Source organism: Thermanaerothrix sp. (assembly GCF_056331585.1).
The window spans coordinates 1-18,431 of sequence record NZ_JBWGPQ010000010.1 but is presented as its reverse complement, the minus strand read 5'-3'; the positions used below and the strand labels follow the sequence as shown (position 1 = coordinate 18,431).

At 50.3% G+C, this 18,431-nt stretch carries 14 protein-coding genes; 1 reads left to right on the top strand and 13 read right to left on the bottom strand.

Features of this window, described 5'->3' with window-relative positions; translation table 11 throughout:
* The 9 genes from AC01YT_RS05420 to AC01YT_RS05380 all read right to left on the bottom strand — a co-directional run bounded on the left by AC01YT_RS05420 (window position 1) and on the right by AC01YT_RS05380 (window position 10,382).
* Window positions 1–960, bottom strand: coding sequence for a D-cysteine desulfhydrase family protein (locus AC01YT_RS05420; RefSeq protein WP_476673408.1), 960 nt, complete (start codon window positions 958–960; stop codon window positions 1–3).
* Entirely contained in the window at window positions 957–2,075 is a 1,119-nt protein-coding gene (locus AC01YT_RS05415) for a lipid II:glycine glycyltransferase FemX (RefSeq protein ID WP_476673406.1), read from the bottom strand. Before AC01YT_RS05415 ends, AC01YT_RS05420 begins: the two co-directional genes overlap by 4 nt.
* On the bottom strand, window positions 2,072–3,067 hold the full coding sequence (locus tag AC01YT_RS05410; RefSeq protein WP_476673404.1) for a lipid II:glycine glycyltransferase FemX: 996 nt from the start codon (window positions 3,065–3,067) through the stop codon (window positions 2,072–2,074). Before AC01YT_RS05410 ends, AC01YT_RS05415 begins: the two co-directional genes overlap by 4 nt.
* Entirely contained in the window at window positions 3,067–4,953 is a 1,887-nt protein-coding gene (locus AC01YT_RS05405) for a polysaccharide biosynthesis protein (protein WP_476673402.1), read from the bottom strand. The genes AC01YT_RS05410 and AC01YT_RS05405 overlap by 1 nt, the downstream gene beginning before the upstream one ends.
* 3 nt (window positions 4,954–4,956) lie before the next feature.
* The gene (locus AC01YT_RS05400; RefSeq protein WP_476673400.1) at window positions 4,957–6,387 is read right to left on the bottom strand and encodes a sugar transferase; all 1,431 of its coding nucleotides are present in this window, start codon (window positions 6,385–6,387) and stop codon (window positions 4,957–4,959) included.
* 3 nt (window positions 6,388–6,390) lie between these two features.
* Window positions 6,391–7,392 carry a glycosyltransferase family 2 protein gene (locus AC01YT_RS05395; protein ID WP_476673398.1) on the bottom strand — a complete coding sequence of 334 codons (1,002 nt, stop codon included), beginning with the start codon at window positions 7,390–7,392 and terminating at the stop codon, window positions 6,391–6,393.
* A gap of 66 nt (window positions 7,393–7,458) precedes the next feature.
* Window positions 7,459–7,863 (bottom strand): RidA family protein, encoded by a 405-nt coding sequence (locus AC01YT_RS05390; protein WP_476673396.1) that lies wholly within the window; start codon window positions 7,861–7,863, stop codon window positions 7,459–7,461.
* A gap of 98 nt (window positions 7,864–7,961) precedes the next feature.
* Window positions 7,962–8,978: a cytochrome d ubiquinol oxidase subunit II gene (cydB, locus tag AC01YT_RS05385; RefSeq protein WP_476673394.1), complete on the bottom strand. Its 1,017-nt coding sequence runs from the start codon at window positions 8,976–8,978 to the stop codon at window positions 7,962–7,964.
* A gap of 18 nt (window positions 8,979–8,996) precedes the next feature.
* Window positions 8,997–10,382: a cytochrome ubiquinol oxidase subunit I gene (locus AC01YT_RS05380; RefSeq protein WP_476673392.1), complete on the bottom strand. Its 1,386-nt coding sequence runs from the start codon at window positions 10,380–10,382 to the stop codon at window positions 8,997–8,999.
* Window positions 10,383–10,740: 358 nt separating this feature from the next.
* Between AC01YT_RS05380 and AC01YT_RS05375 the strand changes: the two genes are divergently transcribed.
* A complete protein-coding gene (locus AC01YT_RS05375; protein ID WP_476673390.1) occupies window positions 10,741–13,008 on the top strand; it encodes a tetratricopeptide repeat protein in 2,268 nt (755 codons plus the stop codon).
* A 67-nt stretch (window positions 13,009–13,075) separates the two neighbouring features.
* Here the strand turns inward: AC01YT_RS05375 and AC01YT_RS05370 are convergent, their stop codons facing one another.
* From AC01YT_RS05370 to AC01YT_RS05355, 4 genes are all read right to left on the bottom strand, one after another.
* Entirely contained in the window at window positions 13,076–14,368 is a 1,293-nt protein-coding gene (locus AC01YT_RS05370; protein ID WP_476673388.1) for a dihydrolipoamide acetyltransferase family protein, read from the bottom strand.
* Entirely contained in the window at window positions 14,368–15,339 is a 972-nt protein-coding gene (locus AC01YT_RS05365; RefSeq protein ID WP_476673386.1) for an alpha-ketoacid dehydrogenase subunit beta, read from the bottom strand. Before AC01YT_RS05365 ends, AC01YT_RS05370 begins: the two co-directional genes overlap by 1 nt.
* Before the next feature lie 15 nt (window positions 15,340–15,354).
* Window positions 15,355–16,320, bottom strand: a complete 966-nt coding sequence (gene pdhA / locus AC01YT_RS05360) for a pyruvate dehydrogenase (acetyl-transferring) E1 component subunit alpha (protein WP_476673384.1) — start codon at window positions 16,318–16,320, stop codon at window positions 15,355–15,357.
* A 122-nt stretch (window positions 16,321–16,442) separates the two neighbouring features.
* Window positions 16,443–18,050, bottom strand: a complete 1,608-nt coding sequence (locus AC01YT_RS05355) for a hypothetical protein (protein ID WP_476673382.1) — start codon at window positions 18,048–18,050, stop codon at window positions 16,443–16,445.
* Window positions 18,051–18,431 lie beyond the last annotated feature (381 nt).

The window sequence follows — 18,431 nt, the reverse complement described above, 5'->3', positions numbered from 1 at the left end:
TTAAAGCAGGTAAGGCGCATAGCGTTCAGCAAATAGAGCCGGTACCCCTCCGGTATGCCAGAACAAAATACGATCCTTCGATTTAAAAAAACCACGTCGGATTAGATCAATCAAACCCGCGGCAGCGCGACCGGTATAGACAGGATCCAATAAAAGGCCTTCGTAGCGCGCAAAAAGATGAATAGCCTCGATTTCTCTTTCTCCCAGCACACCATACCCCGCACCGATATAATCATCGTTGACGTCAATCTCATCAGCAGAAAAGTGTATCGCTTTACCCAAGCGCTCCGCAGCCTGGGTTGCCAGTTCGGCCACCCGCGCCTTGACCCAATCCGCCGGATGATCAACACTAATCCCCAATATGCGTCCATGCCATCCACTCAATCGTGCTCCCAACACTAAACCGGCCTGGGTCCCCGCTGAAGACGAAGCCAATACCATCCAATCAGCCTCTCCTCCCTGCTCGATAAACTCTTTGAACGCATAGGTATAAGCTACCGCACCGGTTGCGGTTGAAGCCCCTAGAGGAATGAGAAAAGGCCGCTTTCCCTCTGACCAGGCTTTATGGAAGACCTCTTGCAAAACCTCTTCATAGTCTTCACGCTTAGTCCACACAACCTCAGCCCCGAAAAGGCGGTCCAGCAAATAATTTCCACTGGGAGTCTGAGGCACATCCCCGAAAAGCACCAAGGTGCACTTCAGGCCAAACCGAGCTGCCAGCGCTGCGGTTTGTCGACAATGATTCGATTGCACCGCGCCCACCGTAATTAGCGTTTGAGCGCCATGGGCTTGCGCTTCCGCCATTACAAATTCCAATTTTCGAGTCTTGTTACCACCCAGCGCCAACCCGGTCTGATCATCTCGCTTAACCCAGAGTTGTGGACCACCTAGAACGGCACTAAGCCGAGGTAATGGCTCGATAGGCGTCGGTAAATGGGCAATACGAATTCGAGGGATCATACTGTCACCTCTCGGCGAAGTCTGGCTTGGCTATGCCGTCGCATCCATGCCAATAGACGAGGAATAACCCGCGTGTACAAAGTATACCAATTTTTGCGCACCGGCAGATCCCAGGCTCCAATCCAACGCACCACCTGTCCCCCCAATCCTTGCTTGAAGCGAAACACACCCCACATTGGGTCGTCTTCTCGGAACTCATCCGGTGCCCCCCATAAATCATAAACCTGGCATCCACGCAAGCGGGCCAGCCGCATGGCCTCCCATTGCAGAAGATAATTGGGCATCTTTTCGCGATGCAACTGACGCGACATACCATAAAAATACCAGGCACGCCCGGCAAACACAAACATCACTAAACCTGCTACCGGCGTCCCCTCAACCTCTGCAATCAGAGGCTCAGCCATACCCGCGCGCAAGAAAGTTCCCCACACATGATGATAGTAAGATTCTGGGCGAATAACAAAGCCATCACGCACCGAGGTCTCCGCATACATGCGATAAAGAAGTGGAAAATCCTCAGAAGCTGCCCGCCGTACGGTAACCCCCTTACGCTGAGCCAGGCGTATGTTATAGCGGGTTTTCTGTTTCATACGGCCTAACCAAACCTCTTCATCACCTTCGAGGGACAAGATAAATGTGTTTCGAAATTGCACCTGTTCAGGAGATAAAAACCAGCCTCTGATGTGTAAGTCCTGCATCACATCACCCGCAATAGGATTTCCCCGCGCCTCGGGCTCCTCCGGTAAACCCCAACCCAACTCCACATCGGGATCTATCTTTAAAAAAATTGCCCCTTCTGCTTGCGCCAAGCGTTTCAAATCATCCAGGACATGCCGTCTTAAGTCAGTATCCCCCCAATCCATGACAGGCCCGCGTGGTATATACATAACGCTGAATGATGTCGGCTTATTTCTAATACTCAATGAACGGCGTAAGATCAACGCCATTGCGCGTATCTGCCCATTGCCTTCACGCCATACCAGCGGGTAGGGCTGCCACCCATAGGCTGACTTTACCTCTCCCCATTCCCAAGTTTGCAAGATATTTGCCTTTGGAAGCTGCATCAGCTCACGATTCCATTCTTCACCTCGCTGAATGCGCTCAACAATCATCATGCTGGTTCCTCACGGTGACGTAATCGCCTCACCCAGTGATAAATGCGATACAGGTTTGGCAGGAAAATCCGATCCCATGCCCCTACAGATCTTCGAATGACCCCTCCAAACCCGCGCTTAAAGCGGTAAACACCCCACAAACCTGTATTACGCTGAGCGAACTCGGCCTCTAGAATCGCTTCATCAACATCGGGAATTCCCCATAAATCATAAACACGACAGCCCCGCCGCGCTGCCCAACGCATCGCTTCCCATTGTAATAAATACGTAGGCATTCGTTGCCGCTCTTGATCACTTGATGCCCCGTAGAAGTACCAGGCCCGGTCTCCCCATGCAAATGCCATTAACCCCGCCAATGGCTGGCCATCGTACTCTGCCATGAGAAGCACGCAATGCCCCTCGGGCGCGAACCAGTGATAAACCCGTTCGTAATACTCAGGCGCATGGATACCAAACCCATCGCGTTGAGCAGTGACTTGCATCAGTTCATAAAAAACCCCCAGGTCCTGGGATTCACGGACGACAACCCCTTTTTTCTGGGCAAGGCGGATGTTATAGCGCGTCTTTTGCTTCATGCGCTCTAGCCAAGCCTCTTCATCCCCCTCTAAACTGATCTCAATGGTACGGCGAGGTTGGATGGTTTCTGAGGGTCTAAAACCGGGCAGTTCAACCTCAGGATCAAATGCCATCGGCTCCCAAGCATCTGGCTCCACTTTCAAGAAAATAGCCCGTGAACGGCGGCAAAACCTCTCAACCTCCGGCCACAGCGCCCGCCAATCCTCTCCCACTGGTCCTTTGGGAACATAGGCAATGTTAAATCCCAGGGGTAGCTGCCGCAACAGTACCTGCGCACCTGCTTTTCCAGCAACCACCCAGGCCACCTTCCAGCCGAATTCGGCTTTGAAATTTCCCCACATTGAGGTTTGCAAAAGGTGGGCTTCAGGGTGATGTTGAAGAAACCCATCCCATTCAGCGCGGTTCAACCAAGCCATCAGACCACCGAGGTCAGTTCTGGTGGAGGAGTGCTACGAATTGCAGAGCCAGGAATAACATCATCTAACAAGGCGACAATCCGCTCGCGTTCCCCCTCCCGAGCCAATTTTATTAACTCGGTTACTACCCGGTAAAGTGCTTCCCCCTCTAAAACTTCCTGATGTTCAACTCGGAAGATATCCGGATGATCCGTTACCCGCAAAGAGACCCCCTCATCCCATAAATCTTCGCTCAGTTTTTCCCCTGGCCGGATCCCGGTAAAAACGATCTCGATATCCCGCCCCGGCTCCAAACCCGAAAGGCGAATGAGGTCTTCGGCCAGGTCAAGAATCCTTATCTGCTGCCCCATATTGAGCAAATACGTATCTCCACCCCGCCCCATGCCAGCCACCTGCAAAACCAGATGGGCAGCTTCGGGAATGGTCATAAAATAGCGTTTCATATCTGGATGGGTAATTGTTATCGGTCCTCCCTGCGCAATCTGGCGCTTGAAGATCGGAACGACACTGCCACGGCTACCCAAAACATTTCCAAACCGTACCACCGAATAACGCCCACCCGAACGTTGCGCAGCGTTTAAGACAATCATTTCAGCCAGACGCTTTGTAGCACCATAGACATTAACTGGGCGAATAGCTTTGTCTGTAGAGATAAATACAAACCGTTCCACGAGGTAGGTCAATGAAACCTCAACCAGATTTAGCGTTCCCAAAACATTGTTGGTTATCGCTTCTTCAACATTGAGCTCCATGAGTGGTACATGTTTATGTGCCGCAGTGTGAAACACGACTTCAGGACGAAAATCGTTAAAGACAACCTCTAACCGAGGCCGATCCCGAACATCCGCGATGATCGGTTGCAGATTGAGGGTAGGAAAACTTTCACGCAATTCGAGCAGAGTTTCAAAAATACTATTTTCTCCATGCCCAAGCAGGATCAACAATTTCGGCCCCCAACGGGCAATTTGCCGACACAATTCGCGTCCGATGGAGCCACCAGCTCCCGTCACCAGGACCACACGGCCGCTCAGCGCCTCTCCCACAATCCCTTCATTCACCTGCAGAGGCTCGCGGCGCAGTAAATCGCTAATGTCCACCTCGCGCAGGCGACTCACACTTACCTTACCGCCTAAAAGTTCATAGATCCCCGGCATCGTGCGGAAAGGTACACCTTTTAGCCGCGCGATATCGGCAATTACCCGCACAACACGCCCGGGTGCACTGGGAATGGCAATGACAACCTCATCTACGTTTTGTCGTTCCAATACCTGAGGTAAATCGCTTAAAGTACCAATAACAGGTACACCATGAATTTGCTGTTTTTGTTTGGCCGGATTATCATCCAGAAAACCAATGGGTTGCAGATTGAGTTGGGGATTTTTTTGCATTTCACGGACGACCAATGCCCCTGCATCGCCTGCGCCCACAATTAGCACACGTCGCGGTTGAGTAACCAAGATTGCTGCCGGTCCATGGCTCTCGGCCATCAACCGAAATGAGAAACGCAGGCCCCCCACAAGAATCAATGACAATAACCAATCAATAACCAAAACAGATCGGGGTAGCCCAACAAAAGCACCTAAAGAGAGTGCAACGACCATACCCCCGGCCAACAAAACGGAGGCTGCTGTAACAGCAGCCACAATAAGTTTCAATTCCTCAACACTGGCATAGATCCATATCCGCTGATATAGACCAAAGAGGTAATAAACCACGGGCTTGATGATAAAGGCTAGCCCGATCATCCACAACGCCGAGGGCATGTAATCAAAAAACTGAGGCCCAAGTTCTAGTCGCAAGGCATAGGAACCCAGTACCGAAATAACAACGAGAATCAAATCCCCCACCAAAACATAGCGATTACTCAGAGAGGGTTTATTTTTCACAACTTAGCGTCCTTTCAATCCGATTACCGTGCCAACAGTGCGGATTAAAATAAGCAGATCCAGGGTCAGACTGCGATGCTTGATGTAGTATAAATCATATTCAAGTTTTATGGCATTTGACCGCACGTCCTCGGCATAACCAAAGTTAACCTGCGCCCATCCGGTAATACCGGGTTTTACAAACAATCGGGCACGATAAAACGGAAGCGCTTTTTGATATTCTTGGACAATCTCCGGCCGTTCAGATCGTGGGCCCACTAAACTCATTTCACCACGCAACACATTTATAAACTGGGGCAATTCATCCAAGTGGCTGCGGCGCAGGAATCGCCCCACTTTGGTGGTGCGTTGATCGTTCTCGGCTGTGGTACGCGGAATGCCATCTTTTTCAGCATCTTGGACCATCGTCCGAAACTTTATAATCTTATAAGGGCGTCCATTCTTACCCAAACGGGTTTGGGTATAAAAGATGGGACGCCCCGACTCCAGATAAATGGCCAGCGCAATAAGAGGAAACAGCATTAACATGAGCAAAGTTCCGATAAGGCCGCCAAGGATATCTAGTAATCGTTTAGAGAGTTCAAAAAAGCCCCCCATGTGAGCTTGGTCAACAAATGAACGCAGCACCCAATCCGACTGAAGCAAAAAGATAGGAACACGACCTAAAAGCTCCTCGTATAAGGTGGGCATGGTGGTCACTTCGATCCCCTGCTCTTCGGCTTCCAAAAGGGTGGCAAATAATTGGGGATTCATCTCACCCGAGATCGCAATCACCAAGTCGGTTACCTGATGCTCACGAATCAGGCGAAAGAGATCATTTCCACTCCCCAAAACGCGGAATCCTGCGATCTCTGTACCGATTTTTTCCGGATCGTCATCCACCAGTCCCACCAGATAGAACGGAGGGGGCCACATATCCCGAATGATCTGCGCCAGGTGAGATCCTGCTCTCCCTGCACCAATGATGAGCACCCGTCGCATAAATAGCGGAAGGGTAAACAATTTGATATAAATAAACCGCCAGAGCAAAGTCAGCACATAGGCTGAGGCAAAGAATGCCGCTACGCCACGGCGGGGAAGAGAATTGGGCTCTGAGAAGAAAAAGACGATCAAATAGAAAGCAAAGCCAGCAATAGCGGCAACCGTTACTTCACGATAGGCTTCAGATCGAATATTCACCCGACTAGGGTTATAAGATTCAACCAACATCAGCAACCACACAACCGGTAGCAGATAGAACCAAAACGGAACGCGATAACGTAAAAAGTCGGTCGAAAAAGATAGGAACTCCCCCCCTGAAGCCCAGAAATATAATGCAAAGACTAAAGATCCCACGGCAATGAGCAGATCACCAATAAAAAGCGTTGAGCGCCGTTCTGAGGGGCGTAGACGCCATTTGGGTTGTATTGAAACTAAATCAGGCTCTGTGCTCATTGTTCAGGGTTCCCTTTTTCCTAACCAAGTTATCAGACTCCATAAAAACCCTGCCCCCCAGGCCCAATGCATTGTGGTAATGGCCAATGGAACTCCGATTAGCAAACGGGCATCCTTGTTCTTCCAGACCGCAGGAATCGCCCCTATAAACAACATTACCAGGTAAATCATTAAGATTCTTAGCAAAAGATAGAGAGACCAAGACCAGAAAAAGCTCATTATCAATAATCCAGTTATACCCAGCACAAACACTGGAGGCAGAGCCTGGCGCCAACGCAGCGTTTTAGGATAACGCCGCAGCATACGGAACTTCCAATACCCATAGCGCCAGTATTGACGGGCCAGCGCTCTCAGCGTTGGACGCGCGATATACTCTGAGCGGATCGCTGGATCGAGATAAACTCGTTTCCCTTCTTTACGTAGCCGGGCATTAAACTCGTAATCCTCATTGGTTAGGAGTGTTTCGTCAAACCCTCCTACCTGATCGAACAACTCGCGCCGGAACGCGCCAAAAGGCACAGTATCTACGAGGCCCGGGGTTTTGCCATGACGATAGCGCGCGTCCCCAACCCCTAAGGGATGAGCGGCAGCAATGGCGATGGCACGCGCAATCCAATGCGGCCGTGAAGGCCGAATAAGCCAGATGCCCCCCACATTATCACCCAGCCCTGCCTCTAGGTCGTTCACACAGCGGTCTATGTAGTCCGCGGCGGGGATTGAGTGCGCGTCTAACCGCACAATGTAATCCCCTTGAGCCACAGTTAAACCGACATTCAAAGCAGCGGGAATGATTCGCCTAGGATTATCCACAATCTTGAGCCGCAACTGCGGGTGATTTTGGACAAATTGGTGAATTACCTCCCGCGTGCGGTCGGTAGACATACCATCAGCAATAATTACTTCCAAAAATTCCAGAGGATATGTTTGGCAAGTTAGCGCTTCTAAAAGATTTCCAATATGCGCTTCTTCGTTATAGCAAGGGACAATCACCGACACGGACTTCATTCAACCCGCGCCTCTATCTCTTATCTGAGAGATAGAACTTGCACGTTCTCGCGTTCAACCGTGACCTCATGCCCCGCCTTCTGGAAGTAAGGCAATGGCTTCAATTTCAACCGCCGCACCTCGGGGCAAAGCAGCGGCTTGAATCGCCGACCGTGCGGGGGGGGTTTGGGAAAAAAATTCGTTATATACCTGATTCATGGTAGAAAATTCACCCATATCGCGCAGAAAAACCGTGGTCTTGACCACCGCATCCAGGCCACACCCGGCGGCTTCTAAAATTGCTTTGAGATTGGACAACGCCTGGCGTGTTTCTGCCGCCACCCCCCCGGTGACCAAATCTCCGGTGGCCGGATCAAGACCCAACTGACCCGAAACAAACAAAAACGGCCCCGCCTTAACGGCCACAGAATAAGGACCTATTGCCTTGGGTGCATTGCTGGCAATAACTGGTTGTTTACTCCAATAACTCATACTTCACCTCATCAGTCGCGAAGTGCCTGCATAATTCTACGCCACCAGGGGCAATTGGTAAAGGTTACGCATAAGTCATCATACATCTAGTAACCAGGCTAATAGTGCAATTCCTCCTGCCGCCCTGTAATCCGGCGCCGAAAGACCCAATAGCTCCACCCCTGATAAACCAATACAAATGGCACCAATAGAAGGGCAACCATGGTCATAATGCGCAAGGTGGTGACTCCCGAGGCGCTGTTATAAATCGTGAGGCTGAAATTGGGATCCAGACTGGAAACAAGCACCCGCGGGTACAAGGTTATAAAAATCGTACTGACCGCGAGGATAATAGTTATTGTGGTCATGGCAAATCCCCAACCGTCTTGCTTCTGATAAATAAACCATCCCGCTACCATTAACGACAAAACAGCACCAATAGGCACCAGGCCGGGGTTGACACCCAATCGCTGATAAATGTCCGTAAAGGCATAAGTCGCTATAGCAAAACTCACCACAACTACTACAGTCGGCCACCACATCCTTCGTGCCGCTTGGCGTGCACGGTTAAGTATGGGCTCACCTGCTTTAAGGGCCAGAAACAAAGCCCCGTGTAAGGTAAACCCTAAAAGCGAGACCACCCCACCTAACAAAGCATACGGATTAAGCAAATCGGCAAACTCGCCCACAAAATACTTCATTGCATTGATCGGAACACCACGCACAAAATTAGCCAATGCTATCCCCCACAGCAGTGCCGGTAAAAAACTGCCTATACAAATGGCCCAATCCCAAAAGCGCCGCCAGAGGGGATTTTCATCCTTACTTCGAAACTCCAAACCCACACCACGAACAATCAACCCTAATAAGAGCAAAAAGAGGGCCAGATAAAATCCGCTAAAAAACGTAGCATACCAAAGAGGAAAAGCCGCGAACATCGCTCCCCCGGCGGTAATCAGCCAAACCTCATTTCCATCCCAATGTGGCCCAATTGCATTAATGATCATCCGTCGTTCGGTGTCATTCTTACCCAGGAAAGGCAAAAGAATTCCAACCCCAAGGTCAAAGCCGTCCAACACAAAGTAGCCGATAAATAAAATTGCGATGAGGACAAACCATAGCGTATTTAGGTCCATGCGCCACCTCCTTTCACCTTACTCCCAATAAACCTGTTCTTCAAGTGGATGACCAGCTGCCTTAGGCTCCGGACCTGCTTTGGCATACTTGGCAAGCAGGTAAATATCGGCCAGCATCAGTAAACCGTAAACCAGAGTAAAACCGATTAGTGTCGTCAGCACCATACTACCACTCAGATTGGGGGATACTGCATCCACTGTACGCATCTTTCCGTAAACAACCCAGGGTTGACGGCCCATCTCAGTCAGCAACCAACCGCTGATATTCGCCAAATATGGAAGGAACAAAGCCAAAGGATAAACATTCAAGAGTTTGAATCTAGATTGCATTATCTCCCGGCGCATGACTCGCCAAAGCGCGTAAGCCGCCAGAAAGAACATCAGGAATCCGCTTCCCACCATAAGTCGAAACGACCAATAGGTCACCGTGATATCCGGCACATAGTACCCCGGGCCAAAACGGGCTTGGTATTCTTTCTGAAGATCAATCACCCCTTTCACTTCGCCATCAAGGCGATTGTAAGCCAACAGACTGAGTACACGTGGTATCCGTATAGAAATAATCTCCCGCATGTTGGATTGATCCACCAGGCTCAAGAGCGAGAATGAAGCCGGGTTCTCGGTTCGAAGCAAGGCCTCCGCCGCTGCTATCTTCATGGGTTGAAACTCAACCATCCGCTGGGCTTGGGTATGCCCAATAAGAATCACCATGAAAATGGAAATAATCCCGAACACTGTGGCGATCTGGAACGAATGTCTGAATACTTCGTCATGACGCTTACGTAGCAAATGATAAGCGCTAATCCCAAGCACAAAAAATGCCGCCGTAGTAAAACCGGAGAACACAGTATGGGGGAATTGCCCCCACACATAGCGGTTGGTCAACAATGCGGCAAAATCCTTCAAAATCAACCGGTTACTTTGTTCTGCATAGCCTACCGGCGCCTGCATAAAAGAATTGGCCACCAAGATCCAAAAAGCCGAGAGATTCGATGCCAAAGCGACTAACCACATGGACAGAGCATGCATACTCTTTGAAAGGCGATCCCAACCAAAAATCCACACGCCTAAAAAGGTGGACTCAATAAAGAAAGCCAATAGCGCCTCAATGGCTAATGGCGCCCCAAATACATCACCAACGTAGCGGGCATATTCGGACCAGTTCATCCCGAATTGGAATTCCTGCACAATGCCGGTAACCACCCCCATTGCAAAATTGATGACAAATAACTTTCCCCAAAACTTCGTCATTCGCAAATAAAGGTCGTTTCCGGTACGCACATAAATAGTCTCCATAAGCGCAACTAAGACCGAAAGACCTAAGGTCAACGGAACAAAAAAGAAATGATAAACCGAAGTGATCGCAAACTGCCATTGTGAAAGTAAGAGGGCTTGATTGTCCATGCTGTCTCCCTTACCAAAAGAGAATCATCGTTATGATCCTCAATTTTCATCGAACGAACAACTGATTTTTCGCTTAAAACTAACCGCTAATGTTCACTAACGAGTATCACCCCTTGAAATTAATTCTACCGTCAATCTCGCTAAGCAAGCTTCAAGTTAATGGTTGACATAAGCGCAATCCTCAAGTATAAGGGCAGTTGCTATGCATAAAAATCGCATATTTCTTATAATCATTGAACTACTCCTTGGAATTGCGTTGGCCTGTAATCTTCCCCTCAGCGCCTTAGAATCCACACCTGGCATGCCTCAACACGGAGCCCCAGCTCAATCGGGGGCGTTTTCTGGTAATCCCATTCCTATGCCAACATCAACATCTACTCCCCAACCTTCCGAGCACCTCCGCAATGCGATGTCCTTAATGCTTCTAGGCGACTACGCACAGGCACGGGAAGAATTTCGCCAGGTCGCCCTAAATACCTCTGATGTAGAGATACAAGCCCGAGCCCTCTTAGGAATAGGCCAAAGTTACTATCAAGAAAACAACTTGACTGAGGCCATAGAGACGTTCCGTACTATCATTGAAGAACACCCACCCTCAACAGTTCTCCCTGAAGCCTACTTTTGGTTAGGACGCGTCTATGATGCCCAGGGTAACTATACTAATGCTGCTGAAGCCTACGCCCGCTTTTTGGAACACAAGCCCGGAATCATCGATGACCTCGCTCAAACCTTGCGCGGGGATGCCTTAATGAAGGCAGGGAACTATTCGGAAGCCATTCAAGCCTTTCAGGCGGCGATTCAGGCAACAACAGGGGATACCACAGCATTACAAATTAAAATCGGAGAAGCTTACGCCGCGGCTAACGATTATTCTAATGCCCTAACTCAATTCCTAGGCGTATATGAAGGTTCTACCAACGATTACATTAAAGCCCAAATGAATCTGCGCATTGGGCAAATTTATCTCCAGCTCGGGTATCCCGAACAGGCTTATGCACGGTTTCTTGATTCCGTTAATAACTTTCCCCGTTCTTATGATTCTTATTCAGGTTTAGTGGCATTAGTCAATGCAGGTCAGCCCGTAAGCGAGCTTCAGCGTGGACTGGTGGATTACTACGCTGGACAATACGGTTACGCCGTTGAGGCCTTCACGCGCTATATAAACAGTACTCCTGACCATGACGGTAGGGCTCATTATTATCGTGCCCTCTCTTGGCGCGCACTGGGGAAGATCCCAGAAGCCGTGCAAGAACTCCAAAATCTAATCCAGACCCATCCCAACGATCCGCTTTGGCCTAATGCCTGGCGCGAACTTGCCTATACGCAGTGGGCTTACCTGGAGAACTACGAAGCCGCTGCGAATACCCTAAAAGCCTACCTTCAGCAAGTCCCCACAGCTGCCGATGCTATCGAGATCCGCTTTGAAACAGCCCGCATCCTGGAGCGCGGAGGCTACCTCACCGAAGCAGCAACGCTATGGGAAAACCTGATTAGCGACTACCCCTCCTCAGACCTTAGTTACCGCGCGCTCTACTTGGCAGGAATTACTTACTATCGAGCCCAAAAGTATGCTCAGGCACTTACAGCGCTTCAGCGCTATTTAGTTTTAGGAGATGCACCTGCTGACCGGGCAGCCGCCTGGCTCTGGATTGGAAAATGTCATTTTGCAAACGGCAACCTAGAAGAAGCCCATAAGGCCTGGCAGGAAGCCGCGGCTGTAGATGCGCTTGAATATTACGGCATCCGCGCTCAACAACTTCTTAACGATGCCCCTCCTTTTACCGGACCCACCAATTACGACCTCGGCTATGACCTAGAACAAGAACGCCCCTCGGCCGAGGCTTGGTTGCGCGAGAAGTTCGGAATTGCCTCTGAAATTGATCTAAAGGATCTGGGCGAATTGGCTAATTCGCCTCAATTCCAACGGGCTGATCTTCTCTGGCGGCTCGGGTATTTCATTGAAGCCCGAAGTGAGTTTGAAGCGCTGCGGCAGTCGCTTGAAAATGATCCGGTCAATCTTTATCGTCTGATGAATCACACACTTGAACTAGGTGCTTATCGCACAGCTATTTTTGCAGCCCGGCGTTTATTAGATCTAGCGGGCCTAACCCCAGCCCAAACCCTGGAGGCCCCCTCTTTTTTCAATCATATTCGTTTTGGTCTCTACTACAAACCCTTGATCATGGAAGCTGCAACTCGGGAGAACCTACACCCCCTCTTGCTGTTCAGCCTTATTCGTCAAGAGTCGTTCTTCGAGAGTTTTATCCAATCCTCAGCCGGTGCCTACGGACTGATGCAACTGATGCCCGCCACCGCGGCTGATCTTGCCAACCGCTATGGTTGGCCACCGGATTTTCAGGAACAAGATTTACTCAACCCGGGAGTCAATATCCGCCTAGGGGCACGCTATCTGGCTTTGCAGCGTGATTATTTCAATGGCAACTGGTACGCCGCTTTAGCCGCCTATAATGCCGGCCCCGGCAACGCCAAAATTTGGCTTGATCTGGCTGGGGGTGATCCCGATCTCTTCCTCGAAATCATTCGTTTCCCCGAAACGCAAAATTACATCCGTCAAGTTGCCGAGTTCCTCGAACTTTACACTCGGATCTATGAGCGCAAACCGTGAAAAACAAGGCGAAGGCTTACTTAAGCCTTCGCCCAACCTTATTTTGCCCTTAATTAGCGCATTCCATTCAAAGCACTAAACGGTATGGGTGCTCCAAAAAGTCAGCCAAGAGTTGCATAAAGCGCGCGGCTTCTGCGCCATCAGTTACGCGATGATCGGCTGAGAGCGTTGCCTTCATGCGCAGGCCAATTCCTAACGCGCCATTTTGCACCACGGGCACCTCTCGCACTGCCCCTACGGCTAAGATGGCTGCCTCAGGTGGATTAATGATCGCCACAAAGTGTTCCACCCCAAACATGCCCAAATTGCTGATCGAAAACGTAGAACCTTCGATATCTTCGGGACGCACCTTGCCCTGGCGCGCCCGGGCACTCAGGTCTTTCATCTCCTGAGAGATAAGACGCAACGGTTTCAAGTCCGCATCCCGGCAAACGACTGTCATCAGCCCACTTTCCAGTGCCACCGCTACTCCGACATTTACATGCCCATAGCGGACAATCTCGTTGCCCACCAGAGCGGCGTTGAGAGCCGGGAACTGGCGTAAGGTGAGTGCTACAGCCTTAATGACAAAATCATTCACCGAGAGTCTCTGCTCCTCCAGTAACTCGGCATTGAGCGCCTTGCGGAGTTCCATCAATGCCCCCATATCATACTCGCGGGTAATATAGAAATGGGGCACCTGCTGTTTGGCTTCCACCATACGGCGGGCGATAATGCTGCGCAGGCGATCCACAGGAATACGCTGGTCTTCTGGCACCTCCCCCACTGGTTTCCAAGCCGACGCAACTGATGTTGGCGGAACCACCTCACTGGGCTTAGCACTGACCGCTGGTGGTGTCACAACTTCAGGTTGTGCCGCCAATGCGGCTTCGATATCACGGCGCACAATCCGTCCACCCGGCCCGCTACCGCGGATCTGACGCAGGTCTAACTGATGTTCCCGTGCCATTCGTCGCGCCAATGGCGAGGCTTTAATTCGCCCTTCTGCAATGGGAACACCCGATTCGGAAACTGGCACAGGTGTCAGTTCGGCAGTCTCAGAAGATACCGCCGGCGTAGGGGTTTTCTCTTCAGCCTGTTCGCCCTTTTTCTCCCCTGGGAGAACATCCTCGATGCTCTCATCTGGCGCACCGATGATCGCAATCGGTGTGCCCACCGGTACCACAGCGCCAGCTTCCACCAATAAACGCCGTACTACGCCGCTGTGAGTAGATTCAACTTCAACCGTAGCTTTGTCCGTTTCTATTTCGGCGAGGATCTCACCTTTGGTGACGGCTTCACCTTCGCCTTTTAACCAACGTACCAGCGTGCCTTCGGCCATATCGAAGCCCAGCTTGGGCATAGTAATAACTTCTGCCATTAGAGCACCTCCTTTACCGCCTGGATCACATCCTTAACCTGAGGCAGGGCCATCTGCTCTAAGGTTCGGTTATAAGGCAAAGGCACTTCAACTTGGGCAACACGTTTGACCGGTGCATCCAAATAATCAAACGCCTCTTCGTAGATCCGTGATGCGACTTCCGCCCCTACACCGTAAGATCTCCAACCTTCTTCGACGACAACTGCGCGGTTGGTCTTTTTAACCGACTCTAAAACAGGCCCCACATCAAGAGGGCGCAAGGTGCGCAAATCTACGACTTCAATTTCGATCCCTTCACGCGCAAGTTCCTCGGCTGCCTTCAATGAGGTGTCCAGCATCTTGCTATAGGTCACAACCGTCACATCACGACCTTCGCGCTGCACTTTGGATTGTCCAATAGGAACGGTGTAGTCACCTTCAGGTACCTCGCCCCGCAATTGATAGAGGGTAGCATGCTCGATAAACAACACCGGATCATCACATCGAATCGCCGCCTTGAGCAACCCTTTCGCATCCGCCGGTGTGCCCGGTGCCACTACTTTCAACCCAGGAAAATGGGCAAAAATCGCATCGGGAGTTTGGGAATGAGTCGCTCCCAGCTGCCGCCCACCTCCACCTACGGTGCGGATGACTAGCGGCAAGACCATCTGCCCACCGAACATATAGTGCAGTTTTGCCGCCTGGTTGACAATATGATCCATAGCCACAAAGGCAAAGTTGATGGTCATGATTTCAGCCACCGGACGCAACCCCACCAGAGCCGCACCGATGGCCGCACCCACGATTGCGGCTTCCGAGATAGGGGTATCACGCACACGATCAGGCCCAAAATGGTCATAAAAACCACGGGTGACAGCGTAAGTTCCCCCCCAAACGCCCACCTCTTCACCCATGATAAAGACCTTGGGATCTCGTTCCATCTCTTCCCACAAGGCCTGGGAAATGGCTTCTCGCATTGTCAGTCTAGCCATAGTATCATCCCCTGATCAGCAAGTTTCTGAGACGTAAACATGTTTGTAAAGATCCTCGGGCGCTGGTTCTGGACTGGCCTCAGCAAAACGTACGGCCTCTTCCACCTCTTCTTCCGCCTCTTGAATAACCCGTTGTAATTCCTCTTCAGTAGCAATTCCCTGCTGTAGGAGGAAGTTATGATAAATTCCAATTGGGTCGTCCTGCTGCCACTTACGCACCTCATCTGAGGTACGGTAGCGCTCTGGGTCACCCATAGAATGCCCTCTAAACCGATATGTAAATGCCTCTAAGAATTGCGGCCCACTACCGGAGCGAATCTCTTCAATCATTTGAGCCGCCACCTCACGCACTTTCATGAGATCCATACCATCCACTTGGGCATACTTCATCTTGTAGCCCTCGGCTTTGAGCGCAATCTCGGGCACCGCAGAAGCGCGTTCCACTGCCGTGCCCATACCATACTTATTGTTCTCACACACCCACAACACAGGGAGGTTCCAGACCTTTGAAAGGTTGAGTGCCTCATGGAAAAAGCCGATATTGGTTGCCCCATCGCCAAACATGCAAATTGTCACTGCCTTTTGATTCTGGTAAACATCCCCTAGAGCCAATCCTGCGGCAATAGGTAAATGCGCACCCACAATCGCGTGACCGCCCCAAAAATTCTTGGAGACATCCGCCAAGTGCATGGAACCGCCCTTCCCCTTGGAGCAACCTGTAGCTTTTCCTAACAACTCCGCCATCACTTCTTTGGCCGAAACCCCGCAGTTAATGGCCACGCCATGATCACGGTAGGCTGTAATGACGCGATCCTCTGGACGCCGCGCCGAAATGATCCCCGTGCTTACGGCTTCCTGTCCAATGTAGAGATGCAAGAATCCACCGATCTTTCCTTGCTGGTAGAGTTCAGCAGCGCGTTCTTCCAAACGGCGAATGACTACCATTTGGTAATAAAGGTCTAAGTACTCTTGTTTTTCCATAACGTAAGCCCTCACTTTGGCATATTCAAACCCACGCAATTATATCAAAACCCGCCTCTCACGCGGGTTTTGAGTCATAACCTTATTGGGTTACACTGCTGGTCAACCCTAGTGGGAGAAAATTACCCCCCGGAATGGCTCGATGCTTTGTGCAAGGTTTCATTCAGATTGACGCCTCGCTGGCGCCAGAAGTTTACCCGACGCCAATACCATCCCAAAGCGATCACCCACAGTAAAATGAGACCAGCCCCGAACTGGCGAGAGATTTGCATTTCTCGCGGCAACCCCCATGCGCTTCCAATAACTCCAATCATAATTGCTAATGCCGCTATTCCAACGAGAAAAGCCCATATCCACCCCCTACTGTTTTGAATTTCCTTCGAGGAGGTGCCGGTTCCCTTACGTTGATACCACGCGTATCGGATCAAACCAATCAACGGCCCAATGCTTGCCATGGCAAAGGCATAAGGATAATAAAGCACAAGATGTATCCAACTACCACCTAAACTAATTGCCATTCCCAACAGCGCCAGAAGGGCCGCTCCAAACAGCCCCACCGCGGGTACTTGTTGCCCACGTTGCTGGTAGCCCCAACTGGACGATACCAGACCATCTTTTGCCCATGCTGCAATCCCCTGAGCAATCGCAAAAAAATAGGCCTGGACTAAATTAATAAGCCACACACTCCACGTAAGGACAATGCCAATGACCAACAGAAGGGAAGGATGGGTGATAACAAAATAAAACACGGCCCAAGGCAAGAAGAATTCGGGTTGAGTCGCTTGCCGAAGGTACAACCAACCGTGGGCCGCTAAAAGATTAGGGGGTAGACTCCTTTGTAAAAATAAAACGGTTACCCCAATCACCATTGCAATAAGCATCAGCTCCCCAATAAGCCATCCTAATAACGAAGAGGACTTCACACGGTTGAGACTCAGTCCTGAAAGAGGGACCACTATCCCTTGAAACAGCCAGACACTAAATCCCATTCCAAGTAGAAAAGATGACCAAGGGCTCCGAGTCAGAATCAACCCAAACGAAACCGCCAAATTGATCTGCCGATCAATGATTCCGCTCCCATATAACCCTTCATACGTTTGTGCAAACTTCCCGGTGGGAGTCACAAAAAGAGAAACCGTCCACGCTATACCCCAAACAACCACCAACACCATGCCCATCACCATTAAAACTTTCATGCCTCGCGGCGAGAACAATACCGTTAGGAAAGCCACAAGAATAACAATAACCCCCAACAGTATGGCTAATTGAGGTGCTTGGACGGCTTCAGAAAGAGAATCCAACCCGTATTGAGGTAACACTAGAGCCGCTGTTCGCAATAAACCTGGCAACCAACTCCGGAAGAAAGCAATGACAACCCCTCCCACAAAAAGAGCTGAAGAAGCCATGAGCACGAATGACCCAGCAAAGCCAAGAGGGGTATTGAAATGACGAATGGCCATTTGGTAATCATTACCCGCTGTACCAACCCAACAGGCAATAACATAATAGGCAAGTGTCCATAATGTAGCCCCTGCTAAAGCCCCGATCAGGAGCACTATCCAATCCGCTCTAGGCCACTGGCTTGGTATATATGTGGTGAACCACCAATCGGCTCGCATGACCCCAATCGCTCCAAGCGCCAATGTCCCTACGGCAATTCCGGTTGAAAATTGACCACCCTTATCAGAAAGGGAACTTTCCTGGTGATAAACACCGCGTTTAGACACCATATACGACCTCATCTCGGAGATAATAGTGGGGACCTTCGTCTCACCCAAGGACTCTGTGATTATTATATCCATCCCCTAAACACTGAGTTTTTACAATCACTTTACAAAAAAGCAAATTGGACGGACAAATGACATTAGCGCTTGAAGCAGTCCTTTGATCATTGGCACACGTGGAGATGGATAAACATTTCCGAAATTGGGGAGAAGCGGCGCAATAAGTGACCAACCCGCAATCCAAAAAAGCGTGTACCCACCGCAGTTGTATTCCAGTTCAAAAAAGCACAATAATGATCTCAACATGTCAGTTGAGGAATTACGCAGTTTGGTTGACTACGTGTTCAACCATTCGTTGAACCATTAGCCCCTAGCCACTCCCAAAAC